This window comes from Roseovarius sp. EC-HK134, from assembly GCF_902498815.1.
In the GTDB taxonomy this organism is placed as follows: domain Bacteria; phylum Pseudomonadota; class Alphaproteobacteria; order Rhodobacterales; family Rhodobacteraceae; genus Roseovarius; species Roseovarius mucosus_A.
Map to the genome: position 1 here is coordinate 2,699,198 of NZ_LR701544.1, position 18,629 is coordinate 2,717,826.

Below are 18,629 nucleotides of genomic sequence, written 5' to 3' on the forward strand. Positions count from 1 at the left end.
CTCTATGAAACGCGACTCAGCCGAGGATCGCCTATGCGCCAAGACCGCCAAATCGCCCGTGACATTTCTTATTCCTATTCTGCGCAGACCAAGAGCGGGCGGGCGCTGATCCGCACGATGGAAAACCTGACCGGGCGGATCGAACTGATCAAGCGCGCGGCAGGCTATGAGACCGAGGTTTTGCAGGGTCGCGATTTCTGGGAGGTGATCGTCGAGCGCTATGGGCTCACGCTGGATGTGGTTGGGGGCAGTCTGTCGAATATCCCGAAAGAGGGGCCTTTGGTGCTGATTGCAAATCACCCTTACGGCATTCTTGACGGGTTGATGATGGGCCATATCCTGAGCCAGACGCGCGGCGATTTCCGCATTCTGGCGCATCAGATTTTCCGCAAGGCCGAGGATCTGAACAAGGTCATCCTGCCGATCAGTTTCGATGAGACCAAGGAAGCGGTCGCGCTTAATCTCGCCACCCGCAAGACGGCGCTTGATTATCTGGGGCAGGGGGGGGCTATCGGCATCTTTCCGGGCGGCACCGTCAGCACGGCGGCCAAGCCGTTTTCGCGCCCGATGGACCCCGGCTGGCGTGGATTTACCGCCAAGATGATCGCCAAAAGCCAAGCCGCTGTGGTGCCGGTTTATTTCGACGGTCACACCAGCCGCCTCTTTCAACTGGCCAGCCATCTGCATGTGACGCTGCGCATGGGGCTTTTGATCAAGGAATTCCGCAAGCGGGTGGATACGCCGGTGCGCGTGGTGGTGGGTGATCCCATTCCGCGCAGCACGCTGGCGCAATATGCAGGCGATACGAAATCCCTCATGGCATTCCTGCGCGCCAAGACATATGAATTGTCCCCAAGCCCGATTGTTGCCTCTGAAATCGGGTTCGAGTTCGAATAACGGCACTGGACGCGGGACATGGCGGTAGGAATTTTCGACAGCGGGCTGGGTGGCCTGACGGTGTGGGATGCGGTGAGCAAGCGCCTTCCGGAGGTGCCTCTTGTGTATCTGGGCGATAACGCCCATGCGCCTTATGGCGTGCGCGATGCCGATGACATCTATGATCTGACCACCTCATCGGTAGAGCGGCTGTTTGCGGCGGGTTGCGATCTGGTTATTCTTGCGTGCAACACCGCCTCGGCGGCGGCGCTGCGGCGGATGCAAGAATCCTGGGTGCCGCGTGACAAGCGGGTTCTGGGGGTCTTTGTGCCGCTGATCGAGGCGCTGACCGAGCGGCAATGGGGCGACAATTCCCCGCCGCGCGAAGTGGCTGTGAAAAACGTGGCGCTCTTTGCCACGCCTGCGACGGTGCGCAGCCGGGCGTTTCAACGCGAATTGGCGTTTCGTGCCATCGGTGTCGATGTCGAGGCGCAGGCCTGTGGCGGCGTGGTCGATGCCATAGAAGACGGCGACATGATCCTTGCCGAAGCGCTGGTGCGCAGCCATGTTGACGCGCTCAAGCGCAAGATGCCGCATCCCGAAGCGGCGGTTCTGGGCTGCACGCATTATCCGCTGGTGCAAGAGGTGTTTCAGGACGCGCTTGGCCCCGATGTGGCGGTTTATTCGCAGCCCAATCTAGTGGCGTCGAGCCTTGCCGATTATCTCGGGCGGCATCCGGATAAGATCGGGGCGGGCGCTGAGGCCGCATTCTTGACCACCGGTGATCCCAAGCGGGTGTCGAGCCGGGCGACGCAGTTCTTGCGACGAGAAATCAAGTTCTCTGCCGCCTGAGCCGTGCCGGATCTTACGGCTGTCGCAGGCATGACGCCGCCTTGTGGCGTGGCCTGAATTGAAATATTCTCAACTTATCTGAAAGTGAGGTCACAATGACCCATAACATCGCCATTCTGGGTGCCTCTGGCTACACCGGGGCCGAGCTAGTCCGGCTAATCGCCACCCATCCCAATATGCGGATCACCGCATTGGCCGCCAATTCCAAGGCGGGGCAAAGCATGGGGCAGGTGTTTCCACATTTGCGGCATCTCGACCTGCCCGATCTTGTCACCATCGAAGAGATTGATTTTTCGGGCATTGATCTGTGTTTCTGCGCCTTGCCGCATAAGACCAGCCAAGAGGTGATTGCAAACCTGCCGCGCGATCTGAAGATTGTCGATCTCTCGGCGGATTTCCGGCTGCGTGATCCGGCTGCCTATGAGAAATGGTATGGCAATCCGCATGCCGCGCCAGAGGTGCAGCAAGAGGCGGTCTATGGTCTGACCGAGTTTTACCGCGAGGATATCCGCAGCGCGCGGTTGGTGGCGGGCACCGGGTGTAATGCGGCTACGGGGCAGTATATCCTGCGCCCGCTGATCTCTGCCGGGGTAATTGATCTGGATGAGATCATCCTTGACCTCAAATGCGGCGTGTCGGGCGCGGGGCGCAGTCTTAAGGAAAATCTGCTGCATGCGGAATTGTCTGAGGGCTATCACGCCTATTCGGTGGGCGGCACGCATCGGCATCTGGGCGAGTTCGATCAAGAGTTTTCCGCTCTGGCCGGACGCCCTGTCGAAATACAGTTCACCCCGCATCTAATCCCCGCCAATCGCGGGATTCTCGCCACTGGCTATGTCCGGGGGGAGGCGGCGCAGATTCATGCCACGCTGGCGGCGGCCTATGCCAATGAGCCGTTTGTTGTGGTTCTGCCGATGGGCGAAACCCCGAGCACGCGCCACATTCGCGGCAGCAATTTCTGTCATATCGGCGTGGTGGCGGATCGGCGCGCGGGACGGGCGATTGTGATTGCCGCGCTGGATAATCTGACAAAAGGTAGCAGCGGGCAGGCGTTGCAAAACGCAAATCTGATGTTATCTGAGCCTGAGACCACGGGGCTGATGCTTGCCCCGGTCTTTCCGTAAGGGTGACACCGATGAAATCGCTCAAGAAAAAGCGCCGCGTTCAAATCATCGCGATAGCTGCTGTGGCGCTTGTGATGGCCACGGCCCTGATTGGCTATGGCATGCGGGACGGTATCAACTTCTTTCGTTCGCCCACGCAGGTGCTGGCCGAACCGCCCAGCCCGTCGGAAGTGTTCCGCATCGGTGGGCTGGTAGAAGAAGGCAGTCTCAAGCGTGGCGAGAGCGAGACTATCCGGTTTAACGTGACCGATGGCAATGGTGTGGTGGCTGTGACCTATCGTGGCGTTCTGCCTGATCTTTTTGAGGAAAATCAGGGCATGGTCGGCACTGGCAGTTACCGCGACGGGATTTTTGTCGCCACCGAGATCCTCGCCAAACATGACGAGACGTACATGCCCAAGGAAGTGGTTGACGCGCTCAAGGCGCAGGGCGTCTATCAGGAGCCGGACGGCAGCTAAGGCTGCCACCGGCCTATTTGAAAGTATTTCCAAAGACATCCGCCGGTCATGCAAGGCCGGTGCGCGCGCTGAAAAAGGGGGGCGTTAACGCTTGGTTCCGATGCTGAGGCTCGTATTCCTCGGAAGGAGGCGGCAAGCGGATGCAAACTGTTGAACAGATAGCGCAAGAGATCGTCGCGCGTGAAGGCGGCTATGTGGATGATCCTGACGACCCCGGCGGTGCAACGAATTTTGGCGTGACAATTCATACGATGCGGCGCTTGGGGCTGGACCTGACGCGCGATGGTGTGGTGGATGCCTTGGATGTCCGGGCGTTGACGCGGGATCAGGCGGTGTCGCTGTTCATCGACCACTATTATCAGCGTCCGGGCATCGCGCGGCTTCCACAGAGCCTGCGGCCGAGTGTCTTCGATATGTATGTCAACGCCGGGTCCAATGCGGTCAAGATCCTGCAACGGCTCTTGCGTGAGATGGGGCAGGAGATCGAGGTGGACGGCGTGATCGGGCCGCAAACTGCGGCGGCGGCAGAGGCCGCAGCCAAGGCGGCCCCGGATCATATTGCCGATGCTTATGGCATTGCGCGGCGCAATTATTACCTGCGCCTTGCCGATGCCCGCCCGGAAAGTCGCAAATTCGCGCGCAGTCGCACGGGGGGCAAAGGCGGCTGGATCAAGCGGGCCGAAGTGTTCATCTCGCCGCGCTTTCATCTGAGTCAGGCTCAATTCAACGCGAGGATCAGCGCATGGTGATGGATATCTTGCGCGCGCTCTTTGGCAGCGGGGCCAATGTGGTGCGCGAGACCGCCGAAGTGTTTCGCGTCAACGCCGAGGCCGCCGACCAGCGCAGTATAGAAACGCAGCGCGCGGCGCTCGAGCAGATGGCGGGCGAGTTCCGTCTGGAGAACCGGGGGCTGTTTGACCGCATCATTGACGGTCTCAATCGCATTCCGCGCCCGGCGATGGCGCTTGGCACGATTGGTCTTTTTGTGGCGGCGATGGTTGATCCGCTGTGGTTTGGCGAACGCATGGCGGGGCTTGCGCTGGTGCCAGAGCCGCTTTGGTGGTTGTTGGGGGCGATTGTCAGTTTCTATTTCGGCGCGCGCTATCAGGCCAAGGGGCAGGATTTTCAACGCTCGATTGCCAGCACCGTCGCCCGCGCGCCGCATGTGGCCGAGAGCATCCGGACCCTGCGCGCGCTCAACCCCTCCAGCCCCGGTGTGGCGGACAACGGCGGGGACGCAGATCTGGCGCTGACGGCTTTGACGCCGGCCGACAATCCGGCGCTGGCGGAATGGCGGCGGCGGGGCTGAGCCCGCGACAATGTGGTCCGGTATTGACGTCGATTGCGATTGGCCAGAGCGTGCTCCTGTCCTATATTCGGGACATGATTACAGAACTCGGTCACTTCGCCCTCATCCTCGCCTTTCTGGTGGCCTGTGTTCAGGCCACCATCCCCTTGATTGGCGCCTATAAACGCTGGCCGGGCTGGATGGCCCTTGCCGAACCCGCAGCCACACTTCAGTTCATGCTGACGGCTGTGTCCTTTGCCGCGCTCACATGGGCCTTTGTGATCTCGGATTTCTCGCTGCGTCTTGTGGTGCTCAACAGCCACACGGATAAGCCGATGCTTTACAAGATTACCGGTGTCTGGGGTAATCACGAAGGGTCGATGCTGCTTTGGGTGTTGATCGTGACGCTGTTTGGCGCGGCGGTGGCGTGGTTCGGCTCTAATCTGCCGCCGTCGTTGCGTGCGCGGGTGCTGAGCGTGCAGGCCATGGTGGGTGTGGCGTTTTTCCTCTTTATCCTTCTGACGTCGAACCCGTTTTTGCGCATGGCGGTGCCGCCCTTCAACGGGCAGGACTTGAATCCGCTCCTGCAAGATCCGGGCTTGGCCTTTCATCCGCCGTTCCTGTATCTTGGCTATGTCGGTCTTTCGATGACCTTTTCCTTTGCCGTGGCGGCGTTGATCGAGGGGCGGGTGGATGCGGCCTGGGGGCGGTGGGTGCGGCCCTATACGCTGGCAGCCTGGATTTTCCTGACAATCGGTATCGGGCTTGGGTCTTGGTGGGCCTATTACGAATTGGGTTGGGGCGGGTTCTGGTTCTGGGACCCGGTTGAGAATGCCAGTTTCATGCCTTGGCTTATTGCCGCAGCCCTGCTGCATTCCGCAATCGTGGTGGAAAAGCGCGAAAGCCTGAAAAGCTGGACGATCCTGCTTGCGATCATTGCATTCGGGTTCTCGATGGTTGGTGCCTTTATCACCCGGTCGGGCGTTCTGACCTCGGTGCATGCCTTTGCCACTGACCCGGAGCGTGGCGTGTTCTTGCTGGCGATTCTTGCGGTGTTCATGGCTGGCGCGCTCACGCTCTTTGCGGCGCGGGCGGGGGTGATGCAGGCCAAGGGCGTGTTCAGCCTTGTCAGCCGCGAATCCGCGCTCGTCCTCAACAACCTGCTTTTGGCGGTGGCGTGTTTTGTGGTCTTTATCGGCACCATCTGGCCGTTGATCGCCGAGATGCTGTTTGATCGCAAACTGTCGGTGGGTGAGCCGTTCTTTAACGCGGCCTTTACCCCCTTCATGGTGGCGCTTGGGCTGGTTCTGCCGGTGGGGGCGATGCTGCCGTGGAAGCGGGCCACGTTGGGCCGGGTCATTCGGCAACTGGCCCCGGCGTTTGCGCTCGCCTTGGCGATTGGCGCACTTGCTTGGGCGATGCAGACCGGGCGTTCGGCGCTTGGTCCGGTGGGGCTGTTTCTTGCGGCGTGGCTGATTGGGGGCGCTGCGGTTGATCTTTGGTCGCGCACCGGGCGCGGAGACGGGCGTTTGTCGCGCCTTACGCGGTTGCCGCGGGCCGACTGGGGCAAAGCGGTGGCGCATGGTGGCCTTGGCGTGACCATGGCCGGTATCGCGGCAATGATGGCCTGGCAACAAGAGGATATTCGCGTTCTCAAGATCGGTGATCAGTTCGACATTGCGGGCTACACGCTGCGCCTTGACGAGGTTCACGACGAGGAAGGTCCGAATTACCTGTCCACGATGTCGACGTTTACGCTGTCCAAGGATGGGGTTGAAATCGCGACCATGACGCCTGAAAAACGCGAATACCCTGTCGCGCAGATGCCAACCACCGAAGCGGCGCTCGACAGTGGCTTTTTGCGAGACATCTATGTTGTGATCGGTGATCCGCAGATTGGCGGGGGCTGGGCGGTGCGCAGCTATTACAAGCCTCTGGCCAACTGGATCTGGGGTGGCTCTATCCTGATGGCGCTTGGCGGGTTCCTGTCGCTCAGCGACCGACGCTACCGGGTGGCTGCGGGCGCGCGCAAGGTGCCGCAGGGGGTGCCTGCGGAATGAAACGCCTGATCCTTGCGCTCTGCGTGATTGCCGCGCCGGTGTTTGCGGTGCAGCCGGATGAAATCCTTGATGATCCTGCACTTGAGGCGCGGGCGCGGGATATTTCCTCGGGCTTGCGCTGTCTGGTGTGTCGTAACGAGAGCATCGACGATTCCAACGCGGAACTGGCGCGCGATCTGCGTCTTTTGGTGCGCGAGCGTCTGGTGGCGGGCGACAGCAACGACGAGGCCGTCGATTTCATCGTTGCGCGTTATGGCGAATACGTGCTGCTCAAGCCGCGGTCGGGCGGGGCCAACATGCTTTTGTGGTGGGCGGGGCCGCTGATGCTGGGGGCTGGCCTTCTTATTGGCGCGGCCTATCTGCGGGGCCGGGCGCGCACGCCCGAGACAGAGGTTGCCCGGCTTAGCGAAGCCGAGGAAAACCGTCTGCGCGAAATCCTCAAGGAGTGACGCGCGGTTTCGCTTGGCGTGCGGGATGGTCTGGGGTTTGATGCCGCAAACCAGACTGAAAGGCGCGAATCCGTGAAAGACTATCAAACCATCACACTGGAGATCGCCGACGGCGTGGCGCTTCTCAGCCTCAATCGCGCGGATAAGATGAACGCGCTCAACACCCAGATGCGGGCCGAAATCACCGATGCGGTGATCCATGCCGGGCGAGAGGCACGGGTTGTGGTTCTGACGGGCAACGGCAAGGCGTTCTGCTCGGGGCAGGATCTAAGCGATGGCGGCAACGCCACCACGCTTGATCTGGAGCGGGTGCTGCGCGAGGAATATGTGCCGATGCTGCGCGCTATCACCGATTGCCCGGTGCCCACGATCAGTGCGGTCAATGGGCCTGCGGCAGGGGCAGGGGCCAATTTGGCGCTGTCGGCAGATGTGGTGATCGCAACCGAGAGTGCCTATTTCCTACAGGCCTTTGCCCGGATCGGCCTTATTCCCGACGCGGGCGGAACCTATGCGCTGCCGCGCCAGATGGGCATGGCCAAGGCGATGGGGGCGGCGCTTTTTGCGGAACCGATCACGGCCCGACAAGCCAGCGACTGGGGCATGATCTGGGAGGCGGTGGACGACGCAGGTTTTGACGCCCACTGGCGGGCGCGGGCGGCAAAGCTGGCCATGGGGCCGACGCAAACCTATGGGGCGATCAAACAGGCGATCCGCAGCACGTGGGACAACACGCTTGAGGGGCAATTGGACCTTGAGGCCAAATTGCAGGGCGCCTGCGGGCAGACCCGCGACTTTAAGGAAGGCGTGGTGGCTTTTCTGGAAAAACGCCCCCCGAGGTTCGAGGGGCGCTGAACCGGTTACGCGGCGACTGCCGGGGGGCGCGCAATGAGCGCGACATCGGCGGCTGTGAGCGTGCTGCCTGCGCCCAGCACTCGGGCCACGGCGATCCCATCCGCGAGCACGGTAACATCCCCTGCGGCGTTGGTGGTCAGGGTCACAACAGGCGGGGCTGCATCTGGGGTGGCTGCCGTGTAGACATAGGCGATCTGATCGTCGGCCCGGTCGAAATCGGTGATCGTCGCGATATCGGCCCCGCGACCCCATTCGCCAAGCCAGAACTGATCTTCGCCGACGCCGCCCGTGGCGGTATCATCGCCGCCGATAATAAGCACATCGTTCTCGCTGCCCCCTGACAGGTTGTCGTCGCCGCTTGTCTCTTCGGCTGCGCTGCGCGCAAAATCGTCAAGCAGGGCACGCGGGGTCGCAGGATCAAGGCCCTGTGCCGCAATGTCGGCGGCGCTGCCAGAGCCAAGCTGGATATCAATGCCAATGATCAGGTCGTTGCCCGCGCTACCGAACAGGACATCGCGCAGGGCGCCGCCGATCAACACGTCATCGCCCGCTTCGCCCCAAACGCTATCCGAGCCACTGCCGCCGTCCAGAATATCGTTGCCAGCCCTGCCGAACACCTGATCATCGCCGCCGCGCGCACCAACCACGTCGTTGCCTTCGAGGGCCGTGATTTCATCGCCGATTGAGCGCCCGGTGATCAAATCGTTGCCGGTGCTGCCAGTAATCTGGTTGAGCGGGGTTTCACGTTCGACGATCACGATTTCTGCTGCCGTCAGCGTGCTGCCCGCGCCTGTCACCTCGGCCACGGGTACGCCATCCGCAAGTATGATCGCATCCCCCGCCGCATTGGTGGACAGGGTAATGACCGGTGTTGCCGCGCCAAGCGCAGCCGGGCTGTGGTAATAGACGATCTGATCTACAGCCGGCTCATAATCGGTGATGGTGGCCGCGTCTGTGCCCCCAACCCATTCACCCAGCCAGAAACGATCAGCCCCAAGGCCACCCGTCGCCGTATCATCGCCCCCGATCACGAGCACGTCGTTTCCGCTGCCGCCCAAGAGCGTATCGTCGCCGCTGAGATCCTCTGACGGGGTGCGAATGAGACCTTCAAGCAGGGCCTCTGGTGTTGCGGAGTTCAGATTGAAGGCCGAGATGGCCGCCGCACTGCCAGAGCCAAGAGGAATATCGAGCCCTAGAATGAGGTCATCGCCGGAATTGCCCTGAAGCGAGTCGCCCCCGGCCCCCCCGATAACCACGTCATTCCCGACCCCGCCCCAGAGGATGTCAGCGGCGTTGCCGCCAAACACGACGTCATTGCCATCCCCCGCAAACACCTCGTCACGCCCTCCGCCAGAGGCGATGAGATCATTGCCGCCGCGGGCTGTGATTTCATCGCCAACGTTGCTTCCGTCGATGAGGTCAGCCCCGTTCGTGCCCCTCAGGATGTTCAGGCCGCTTTCGGTGCTGCTGTCATCTGCTCTCTCGGAGAGGATGACACTTGCAGGAGTCAGAGTTGTGGCGGCCCCCAAAACGCGCGCAATGACCACGCCATCAACGCTGAGCAAGGCGTTGCCATCGTCATCCGGCGCAACAGAGACTTGCGGAGCGGTGCCGTTGGACACGTAGCTATAGTCTATGAAGTCGGAGGCCGGGACATAGTCAGTGATCGTGGCCACAGTGCCCGCTTCGATCCAATCCCCGATCTGGAAACGGTCCTCACCGGCCCCACCAGTGCCAAAATCGCCACCACTAAGGAATAGCGCATCTTCTCCGTCGCCGCCGATCAGAGTGTCGGAGCCATGCTGATCCGTGCCGATACTTGGGCGCAAGGCGTCAATGGTCGGATTGCTTTGGATCAAACTATTCAATTCATCGCCGGTTTGGCTGTTCAGGCCACCGTCAATGCCGATGAGCACGTCGTCGCCCGCGCCGCCTTCGATCAGGTCGTCGCCCCGGCCCCCGATCAGAACGTCGTCGCCGCCGTCGCCAGAGAGCGTGTCGGCACCGCTGCCGCCCAGGATGATATCAACGCCCGTGCCGCCCTGAACAAGATCATCCCCGTCGCCTGCCGATACGATATCGTCACCGCCGCGCGCCGTGATTTCGTCGGCGCGTGCGGTTCCATCAAGGATATCATCGCCAGTTGTGCCGGATATGGTATCATCAGTGTTGATGTCGTTAGTGTTGGTGTCGTCGTCGTCCTCGTTGACTTCGTCGATCACAAACGCCGTAAGTCCTACGCTTGCCAAAAGGCCAAGTAAAAGCAAACCACCCATTACTCAGGGTCCCCCCAGACCAATCAAATAAACATTCGCATCCGTGAATGCACTTACCCGTTCAGATATTCCCCAAACACTTTGAAAATCAAGTATAAAGTCGATTGATCCCGGGCTCCTGACAGGGGCTGGAAACAATGCGATACGGGGATTGGAATTGTTCTGATTGGTACTCTAAACAAGAAAAACCCCAGCCGTTAGAGCCGGGGTTCGTCTTTGATGATTTCAGCGCTTAGCGCTTTTCGATGTCAACATAGTCGCGCATCGTCGCCCCTTTGTAGAGCTGGCGCGGGCGCCCGATCTTGAGCTGCGGATCGGCGATCATTTCCTTCCACTGCGAAATCCAGCCAATGGTGCGGCTGACCGCGAAAATCGGCGTGAACATCGATGTCGGAAAGCCCATCGCCTCGAGGATGATGCCCGAGTAGAAATCCACATTCGGGAAGAGCTTTTTATCCGCGAAATAGGGATCGGCGAGCGCTTGCCGCTCCAATTCCTTGGCCACCTGAAGCGTCGGGTTATTCTCGACGCCCAGCAATTCCAGAACCTCATCGGCGGATTGTTTCATCACCTTGGCGCGGGGATCGAAATTCTTGTACACCCGGTGGCCAAAGCCCATCAGGCGGAACGGATCGTCCTTGTCCTTGGCGCGCGCGATGAATTCGGGGATGCGGTCTGGCGTGCCGATTTCCTGCAGCATTTCAAGACAGGCCTGATTGGCGCCGCCATGTGCCGGACCCCAGAGGCAGGCGATGCCCGCAGCCACGCACGCAAACGGGTTGGCCCCGGAAGACGACGCCAGACGCACGGTCGAGGTCGAGGCGTTCTGTTCGTGATCGGCATGCAGCGTGAAAATCCGGTCCATCGCGCGGCTCAGGATCGGGTTCACGACGTAATTCTCGGCCGGAACGGCAAAACACATGCGCAGGAAGTTCGACGCATAATCGAGCTCGTTGCGCGGATATTCGAACGGCTGCCCGATGGTGTATTTGAACGCCATCGCAGCGATGGTCGGCATCTTGGCGATCAGGCGGATCGAGGCCACTTCGCGCTGCCAGGGGTCGGTGATATCCGTGCTGTCGTGATAGAACGCGCTGAGTGCGCCCACCACGCCCACCATGATCGCCATCGGATGCGCATCCCGGCGAAAGCCGCGGAAGAGGAAATGCATCTGTTCGTGGATCATCGTGTGGTTGGTGACACGGCTTTCGAAATCCTCAAGCTGTGCGGGGCTGGGCAGCTCGCCGTAGAGCAGCAGATAGCACACTTCGAGGTAATGCGATTTCTCGGCCAATTGGTCGATCGGATAGCCGCGATGCAGCAGTTCACCCTTGTCGCCGTCGATAAAGGTGATGGTGCTGTCACAGCTTGCCGTCGAGGTATAGCCGGGGTCATAGGTGAATACGCCCGCATCGGCATAGAGCTTGCGGATGTCGATGACATCCGGGCCCGCCGTCGGGGAATGCAGCGGCAATTCATAGGTCTTGCCGTCGATTTCCAGCTTTGCCACTCTCTTGACTTCTGACATCAGGGGTCCTCCCTCTCAGCGCCCGATTACGCCATGCGCGTATCGAGCTGAATAAACGTAGTGCCTTGCCAAGGGATTAATCCCCCCCGCAGGCCGCATCGGTCAACCGGGCGATGGTTTCATCCCGCCCAAGGACCAGCATCATGTCGAACACGCTTGGTGTCGCACTGCGGCCCGCCAGAGCCGCCCGGAGGGGGCCTGCCAGCTTGCCGAATTTCATTCCATGGTCTTCGGCGAATTGGGTCGCCAGACCCTCGATATCCTCACGTGTCCACGTAGCAGTTTGCAACTGCGGCGTCAATTCTTTCAGTATACCACGGGATACTGTATCAAGCTGCTCTGCCGCCTTCTCTTCGGGCTGAATTGGCCGTGTTGCAAGAATAAACGCAGCCTTATCAAGAAGTTCCGGAAAGGTCTTGGCACGTTCCTTGAGGCAATACATGCCGCGAGAGAACAGCGTCAATTTCGTGTCGTCAAGCGCGGGTTGCCCCGTTGCGGCCAAAAACCCCTGCAATTCATGCAGCAGCGCAGCATCGTCAGCGGCGGCGATATGATGACCGCAGAGATTCTCCAGCTTTTTGAAGTCTAGCCGGGCCGGGGATTTGCCGATTCCCTTAAGGTCGAACCACGCCTGCGCCTGTGCGTCGTCAAAGAATTCCGCATCGCCATGGCTCCAGCCAAGACGCGCGAGATAGTTGCGTATCCCTGCCGCGGGATAGCCCATCTTTTGATATTCCTCGACGCCAAGCGCGCCATGCCGCTTGCTCAGCTTCTTGCCGTCCGGTCCGTGAATGAGCGGGATATGGGCGTAAACCGGTAGGGGCCAGCCCATCGCCTGATAGATCATCATCTGCCGCGCGGCATTGTTCAGGTGATCGTCGCCCCGGATGACATGGGTGACACCCATGTCGTGATCATCGACCGCCACGGCCAGCATATAGACCGGCGTGCCATCGCCGCGCAGCAGGACCATATCGTCAAGCTGATCGTTGCGAATGGTCACATCGCCCTGCACCTCATCCCGGATCACGGTCACGCCGTCGCGGGGGGCCTTGATTCGGATCACATGGGGCATGTCAGTGGGGTGCTGATCGGGTGTCGCGTCGCGCCACGGGCTTTGATACAGGGTGGATCTGCCCTCTGCGCGCGCGGTTTCGCGGAAGGTTTCGATCTCGTCCTGTGTGGCAAAGCATTTATAGGCCATCCCTTCGGCCAGCAATTTGCGTGCCACCTCGGCGTGCCGGTCGGCGCGTTCAAATTGGCTGATCGCCTCGTCATCGTGGTCCAGCCCAAGCCAGGCCAGCCCATCGAGAATCGCCTGCGTCGCCTCGGGGGTTGAGCGCGCCCGGTCGGTGTCTTCGATCCGCAGCAGGAACTTGCCGCCGCGCCCGCGCGCAAACAGCCAGTTGAACAACGCCGTGCGCGCGCCCCCAATGTGCAGATAGCCAGTGGGCGAAGGGGCAAAGCGGGTCACGACCTGTTGCGACATGGGGCAGATTAACCTTTCGGTAACGATGATGGGGCTAGCGTTGTCGTCTGTCTATCGGCCCGTCATGGGGGAAACAAGCCTTGGGCATCTGGCACCGGTTTGAGGCTATCTGGCTCGCACAACGCGGCGCGCTTTTTCCTTGGGTGCCGGTTGGTCTGGCCTGCGGTGTGGGGACCTATTTCGCACTGCTGCGCGAGCCGTCGGTTGCGGCGCTGTGGGGCTGTGGCGGTGCGGCGCTTTTCTTTGCGCTTTTGGCTGCGCGGGGGCGGGAATGGTCCGGCCCGCTGCTCTGGGCCGTGGCGCTGGTGCTGGCGGGCTTTGCTCTTGCGGGTTTGCGCGCGCATCTGGTGGCGGGGCCGGTGCTGGGTTGGCGCTATTACGGGCCTGTCGAGGGGCGGATCGTGGGCATTGACCGCTCGGCCTCGGATGCGCTGCGCCTCACGCTTGACCGCGTGGTTCTGGAACGCACAGACCCCGCGCGCATGCCGGGCCGGGTGCGGGTCTCGCTGCATGGCGATCAGAGCCATTTCATGCCGCTGGCGGGGCAGCGGGTGATGATGACGGCGCATCTGGGCCCGGCGGGCGGTCCGGTCGAGCCGGGCGGCTTTGATTTCCAACGCCATGCGTGGTTTCTGGGGATTGGGGCGGTGGGCTATACCCGCACGCCGGTTCTGCGGCTTGAGGCGGGGCAGGGCGGACAGCCGCTTTTTCGCGCGCGCATGGCCCTGTCGCAGCATGTGCAAAGCCGCCTGCCGGGGCAAACCGGTGCCTTTGCCGCGGCGATCATGACCGGCGACCGCGCAGGACTGAGCCTTGTCACGCTCGAGGCGATGCGGGTTTCGAACCTTGCACACCTCTTGGCGATTTCCGGGTTGCATATGGGGCTATTGGCGGGGTTCGTCTTTGCCGCCTTTCGCCTTGGCTTTGCCGCTGTGCCGCGCCTTGGCCTGCGCCTGCCCGTCAAGAAACTTTCTGCCTTTCTGGCGCTTGTTGCGGGGGCCGGGTATCTGGGTCTTTCTGGCGGGAATGTCGCAACCGAGCGCGCCTTTGTCATGGTGGCGGTGATGCTGGGCGCGGTGATCCTCGAGCGGCGCGCCTTTAGCCTGCGCGCGGTGGCGGTGGCGGCGATCATCGTGTTGGTGTTGCAGCCCGAGGCGCTGCTTGGTCCCGGCTTTCAGATGTCTTTTGCGGCAACGGTGGGTTTGGTTGCGGTGTTCGGCTGGCTGCGTGATGCGGGGTGGTCTCGTGGTCCCCGCTGGTTGCGCTCGGTGTTGGCTGTGGTGATCTCTTCCGCCGTCGCGGGGGCTGCGACAGCACCGGTCGCCGCCGCGCATTTCAACCAATACGCACAGTTCGGCCTCTTGGCCAATCTGGTGAGCGTGCCCTTGATGGGGGTGTTGGTCATGCCTGCGGCGGTTCTGGCCACGCTTTTGTTGCCGGTTGGGCTTGATTGGATCGCGCTGCGGGTGATGGAGCTTGGCTTGCGCTGGATTTTAACGGTGGCAGACTGGGTTGCGGCCTTGGATGGTGCGCGTGTGCCGGTGGTGGCCCCCGGCCCCTATGTGCTGCCGCTCCTCGCGCTTGGGGCGCTCTTTATCGTGCTCTGGCAGGGGCGGGGGCGGATTTTGGGGGTCTTGCCGGTGATGGTCGCCGTTGCGCTCTGGGGGGCGGCGGACCGGCCTGTGATGATCGTGTCGGATACGGGGGGGCTGATCGGGATCATGACAGAGGCGGGGCGCGCGCTCAATAAACCTACAGGGGGTGGGTTCGTGGCTGACAACTGGCTTGAGAATGACGGCGATGATGCCAGCCGTGAGGTGGCCTTTGCCCGCTGGTCCGAGGATCTGGCCTTGGCCCATGGTGTGCGGGTGATGGCAGGCAAGGCGGCTGCCGATATGCCGGATTTTTGCGCCGGGGTCATGCTGGTCGTGATGAGCGTCACGCCAGATCCGCCCCCGGCGCAACACCGTGATTGCCAGATTGTCACGCCCGAGACGCTGCGCAGAACGGGATCGCTCGCGCTTCACCTCGATAAGGCGGGACCGCGGCTTGTCAGTGCGCGCGACACCAACGGTGTGCGCCTCTGGAATTCTCAGTAGCTGCGGATCAGCCCGACCAACCGCCCCTGAACCCGAACCTGATCCTCTGGGAAAAGGCGCGTTTCATAGGCGGGATTGGCCGCCTCAAGGGCGATAGCATTGCCGCGCCGATAAAAGCGTTTGAGCGTCGCCTCTTGATCCTCGATCAGGGCCACAACGATATCGCCATTATCCGCAACCGATGTTTCACGGATGATCACCACATCGCCATCGTTGATCCCGGCCTCGATCATCGAGTCGCCACGCACCTCAAGCGCATAGTGATTGGCGGCACCCCGGATCATGTTGCTGGGAACGGAAACATTGTGCTGCACATGGGCAATCGCCTCGATCGGGACACCGGCAGCGATGCGCCCCATCAGCGGCACCTCAAAGGCATGCGCCACCTCGACCGGTTGGGCATTGGCGGGGCGGGGGGCATCGGACAGATCACCGTCAATGACGCGGGGCGAAAAGCTGTGCCGCGCTTCGCCGCCCAAGCTTTCAGGCAGGCGCACAATTTCAAGGGCCCGCGCGCGATGTGCCAGACGCCGGATGAACCCGCGTTCCTCCAACGCTGTGATCAAGCGGTGAATGCCGGATTTCGAGCGCAGATCAAGCGCTTCTTTCATTTCGTCAAAGCTGGGCGGAACCCCGTCCCGCTGCACACGCTTTTGGATAAACTCCAGCAAATCGAGTTGTTTCTTGGTCAGCATGGGCCGCGTCCTCTTACGGGTCAGTTTGTTTTGTTCTACACATGTTCCCGTTTTGTGTCAATCAGTGTGGCGGATCTTGGTGGATGCTGTGCCTGCGCCATTGCATCGCGGGTGCGGGGGGGATATGCGCTGCGCCAAACCGTATGACCCTGTGACAGCAAAGGGGGGCCAGATGATTCCGACACCCTATTACCTGATCGACGAAGAGCGCCTGTTGCAGAACATGCGCAAGATCGAGCGCCTGCGTGCGCTCTCGGGGGCCAAGGCGCTTTTGGCGCTGAAATGTTTTGCCACGTGGTCGGCCTTTCCAACGATGAAGCCCTATATGGATGGCACCACGTCATCGTCGCTGTTCGAATTGCGTCTGGGGCGTGAGAAATTCGGTCAGGAAACCCATGCCTATTCGGTGGCCTGGTCCGATGCCGAGATTGAAGAGGCGGTATCCTACGCGGATAAGATCATCTTCAACACCGTCGGGCAGCTGCAACGCTATGATAGCCAATCGGCGGGAATTGAACGGGGTCTGCGCCTCAACCCCCGCTTTTCGACATCGAGTTTTGATCTCGCCGATCCTGCGCGGCCCTTTTCGCGCTTGGGCGAATGGGAAGTGAACAAGATCCTTGGGGTGATCGACCGGATTTCCGGCGTCATGATCCATTACAATTGCGAGAACCGCGATTTTGATCTTTTCGACCAGCAGCTAACCCGCATTGAAGACGAATTTGGGCCGGTGTTGGAGCGGTTGCAATGGGTCTCGCTTGGGGGCGGGATTCATTTTACCGGCGACGATTATCCGCTCGAGGAATTGGCCGCGCGGCTCAAGCAGTTTGCCGAGAAGTTCGACGTGCAGGTCTATCTGGAGCCGGGCGAGGCGGCCATCACCGGCACGACCACGCTTGAGGTGACGGTGCTTGACCTGCTCGACAATGGCAAGGATCTGGCCATCGTCGATTCCAGCACCGAGGCGCATATGCTGGACCTTCTGATCTACCGCGAAAGCGCAAAGCTGCCACAAGACGGCGCGCATACCTATCAGATCTGCGGCAAATCCTGCCTTGCCGGGGATATTTTCGGCGAGGCGCGCTTTGCCGCGCCGCTGAGCATCGGTGATCGGATTTCAATCGGTGATGCCGCCGGTTACACGATGGTCAAGAAAAACTGGTTCAATGGCGTGAATATGCCCGCCATTGCCATCCGGCGCGCCGATGGGCGCATCGACGTGATCCGCAGCTTTACCTTCGAGGACTTTGCCGCCTCGCTCTCATGAGGACTACTCGCTCTTTTTTCCGGGGCTGAACGCCCTCCTTCCCCTGTCCTGCAAGAAAAGGAGACAGCAGAAGTGAAACGTAACGTGCTCATCATCGGTGCTGGTGGCGTGGCTCAGGTCGTCGCCCATAAATGCGCCCAGAACAACGATATTCTGGGCGATCTGCACATCGCCTCGCGGACGCAGGCCAAATGCGACGCGATCATCGCCTCGGTTCACGACAAATCGGCGATGAAGGTGCCGGGCACGTTTGCCAGCCATGCGATTGATGCCATGGACAGCGCCGCCGTGGCCGCGCTGATCCGTCAAACCGGGGCAGAGATCGTGATCAACGTCGGCTCGCCTTTTGTGAATATGTCGGTGCTTGATGCCTGTCTCGAAACAGGGGCCGCCTATATCGACACGGCCATTCACGAAGACCCCGCCAAGATCTGCGAAACGCCCCCTTGGTATGGCAATTATGAGTGGAAGAAGCGCGATCTTTGCGCGCAAAACGGCGTGACCGCCATTCTGGGGATCGGCTTTGATCCCGGTGTCGTCAACGCCTTTGCCCGTTTTGCCGCTGACGAATACATGGACAAGGTGACGTCCATCGACATCGTGGATATCAACGCAGGCTCGCATGGGCGCTATTTCGCGACCAATTTCGATCCCGAGATCAATTTCCGAGAGTTCACCGGCACGGTCTATTCTTGGCAAGACGGCGCATGGCAAGAGAACAGCATGTTCGAGGTTGGGCGCGATTGGGATTTGCCCGTGGTTGGCACCTGCCGCGCCTATCTGTCGGGCCATGACGAGGTGCATTCGCTGGCGGCCAATTATCCAGAGGCCGATGTGCGGTTCTGGATGGGCTTTGGCGAGCATTACATCAATGTCTTCACCGTGTTGAAGAACCTTGGCTTGCTGTCGGAGCATCCGGTAAAGACCGCCGAAGGGCTAGAGGTGGTGCCGCTCAAGGTGGTCAAGGCCGTGTTGCCTGATCCGGCCTCATTGGCCCCGAACTATACCGGCAAGACCTGTATCGGGGATCTGGTCAAGGGCACCAAGGATGGCGCGCCGGTTGAGGTCTTTGTCTACAACGTGGCCGATCACAAGGACGCGTTCGAAGAGGTTGGCAGCCAAGGGATTTCCTATACCGCCGGGGTGCCGCCGGTCGCGGCGGCAATCCTGATCGCGCAAGGGGACTGGGACGTGGGCGCGATGCGCAATGTCGAAGAGCTAGACCCCAAGCCCTATTTCCCGGTGCTGGATCGTTTGGGCCTGCCGACGCGGGTGCAGATCAACGGCGTCGACAAGGCTTGGAACCAATAGTCTGA

General features: G+C 61.0%; 16 protein-coding genes. 12 read left to right on the forward strand and 4 right to left on the reverse strand.

Translation table 11 applies throughout. The features are described from left to right. Positions 1-33 precede the first annotated feature (33 nt). The 9 genes from GC127_RS17000 to GC127_RS17040 all read left to right on the forward strand — a co-directional run bounded on the left by GC127_RS17000 (position 34) and on the right by GC127_RS17040 (position 7,959). Complete coding sequence (locus tag GC127_RS17000) at positions 34-897, forward strand: lysophospholipid acyltransferase family protein (RefSeq protein ID WP_008283190.1); 864 nt, start codon at positions 34-36, stop codon at positions 895-897. 18 nt (positions 898-915) lie between these two features. Beyond that, positions 916-1,728 carry a glutamate racemase gene (locus tag GC127_RS17005; protein ID WP_008283189.1) on the forward strand — a complete coding sequence of 271 codons (813 nt, stop codon included), beginning with the start codon at positions 916-918 and terminating at the stop codon, positions 1,726-1,728. A gap of 95 nt (positions 1,729-1,823) precedes the next feature. Continuing rightward, positions 1,824-2,852: an N-acetyl-gamma-glutamyl-phosphate reductase gene (argC, locus tag GC127_RS17010; RefSeq protein ID WP_081506367.1), complete on the forward strand. Its 1,029-nt coding sequence runs from the start codon at positions 1,824-1,826 to the stop codon at positions 2,850-2,852. An 11-nt stretch (positions 2,853-2,863) separates the two neighbouring features. After that, the gene (gene ccmE / locus GC127_RS17015) at positions 2,864-3,310 is read left to right on the forward strand and encodes a cytochrome c maturation protein CcmE (RefSeq protein WP_008283187.1); all 447 of its coding nucleotides are present in this window, start codon (positions 2,864-2,866) and stop codon (positions 3,308-3,310) included. Between the two features lie 140 nt (positions 3,311-3,450). Next, entirely contained in the window at positions 3,451-4,059 is a 609-nt protein-coding gene (locus GC127_RS17020) for a holin-associated N-acetylmuramidase (RefSeq protein WP_008283186.1), read from the forward strand. Beyond that, complete coding sequence (locus GC127_RS17025) at positions 4,053-4,619, forward strand: holin family protein (protein ID WP_008283185.1); 567 nt, start codon at positions 4,053-4,055, stop codon at positions 4,617-4,619. Before GC127_RS17020 ends, GC127_RS17025 begins: the two co-directional genes overlap by 7 nt. Positions 4,620-4,693: 74 nt before the next feature. Further along, positions 4,694-6,658 carry a heme lyase CcmF/NrfE family subunit gene (locus GC127_RS17030; RefSeq protein ID WP_081508529.1) on the forward strand — a complete coding sequence of 655 codons (1,965 nt, stop codon included), beginning with the start codon at positions 4,694-4,696 and terminating at the stop codon, positions 6,656-6,658. After that, on the forward strand, positions 6,655-7,107 hold the full coding sequence (locus GC127_RS17035) for a cytochrome c-type biogenesis protein (protein WP_008283182.1): 453 nt from the start codon (positions 6,655-6,657) through the stop codon (positions 7,105-7,107). Before GC127_RS17030 ends, GC127_RS17035 begins: the two co-directional genes overlap by 4 nt. 72 nt (positions 7,108-7,179) lie before the next feature. Then, the gene (locus GC127_RS17040) at positions 7,180-7,959 is read left to right on the forward strand and encodes an enoyl-CoA hydratase-related protein (protein WP_008283181.1); all 780 of its coding nucleotides are present in this window, start codon (positions 7,180-7,182) and stop codon (positions 7,957-7,959) included. A gap of 5 nt (positions 7,960-7,964) precedes the next feature. Here the strand turns inward: GC127_RS17040 and GC127_RS17045 are convergent, their stop codons facing one another. The 3 genes from GC127_RS17045 to gltX form a co-directional block, all read right to left on the reverse strand. Beyond that, positions 7,965-10,235, reverse strand: coding sequence for a calcium-binding protein (locus tag GC127_RS17045; protein WP_151979095.1), 2,271 nt, complete (start codon positions 10,233-10,235; stop codon positions 7,965-7,967). Positions 10,236-10,467: 232 nt separating this feature from the next. After that, complete coding sequence (gltA, locus tag GC127_RS17050; RefSeq protein WP_008283179.1) at positions 10,468-11,763, reverse strand: citrate synthase; 1,296 nt, start codon at positions 11,761-11,763, stop codon at positions 10,468-10,470. Positions 11,764-11,839: 76 nt separating this feature from the next. Further along, entirely contained in the window at positions 11,840-13,252 is a 1,413-nt protein-coding gene (gene gltX, locus GC127_RS17055; protein ID WP_151979096.1) for a glutamate--tRNA ligase, read from the reverse strand. An 80-nt stretch (positions 13,253-13,332) separates the two neighbouring features. Here gltX and GC127_RS17060 point away from each other — a divergent pair, with 80 nt between their 5' ends. Continuing rightward, positions 13,333-15,351, forward strand: coding sequence for a ComEC/Rec2 family competence protein (locus tag GC127_RS17060; protein WP_151979097.1), 2,019 nt, complete (start codon positions 13,333-13,335; stop codon positions 15,349-15,351). Here GC127_RS17060 and lexA read toward each other — a convergent pair. Then, the gene (lexA, locus tag GC127_RS17065; protein WP_081506361.1) at positions 15,345-16,046 is read right to left on the reverse strand and encodes a transcriptional repressor LexA; all 702 of its coding nucleotides are present in this window, start codon (positions 16,044-16,046) and stop codon (positions 15,345-15,347) included. The two genes, GC127_RS17060 and lexA, sit on opposite strands and share 7 nt — an antisense overlap. A gap of 172 nt (positions 16,047-16,218) precedes the next feature. On the opposite strand from lexA, the gene GC127_RS17070 reads away from it, so the two are divergent. Together GC127_RS17070 and GC127_RS17075 are read left to right on the forward strand one after the other, a co-directional pair. Further along, on the forward strand, positions 16,219-17,313 hold the full coding sequence (locus tag GC127_RS17070; RefSeq protein WP_151979098.1) for a carboxynorspermidine decarboxylase: 1,095 nt from the start codon (positions 16,219-16,221) through the stop codon (positions 17,311-17,313). Between the two features lie 72 nt (positions 17,314-17,385). Beyond that, the gene (locus tag GC127_RS17075; protein WP_151979099.1) at positions 17,386-18,624 is read left to right on the forward strand and encodes a saccharopine dehydrogenase family protein; all 1,239 of its coding nucleotides are present in this window, start codon (positions 17,386-17,388) and stop codon (positions 18,622-18,624) included. Positions 18,625-18,629: the final 5 nt, after the last annotated feature.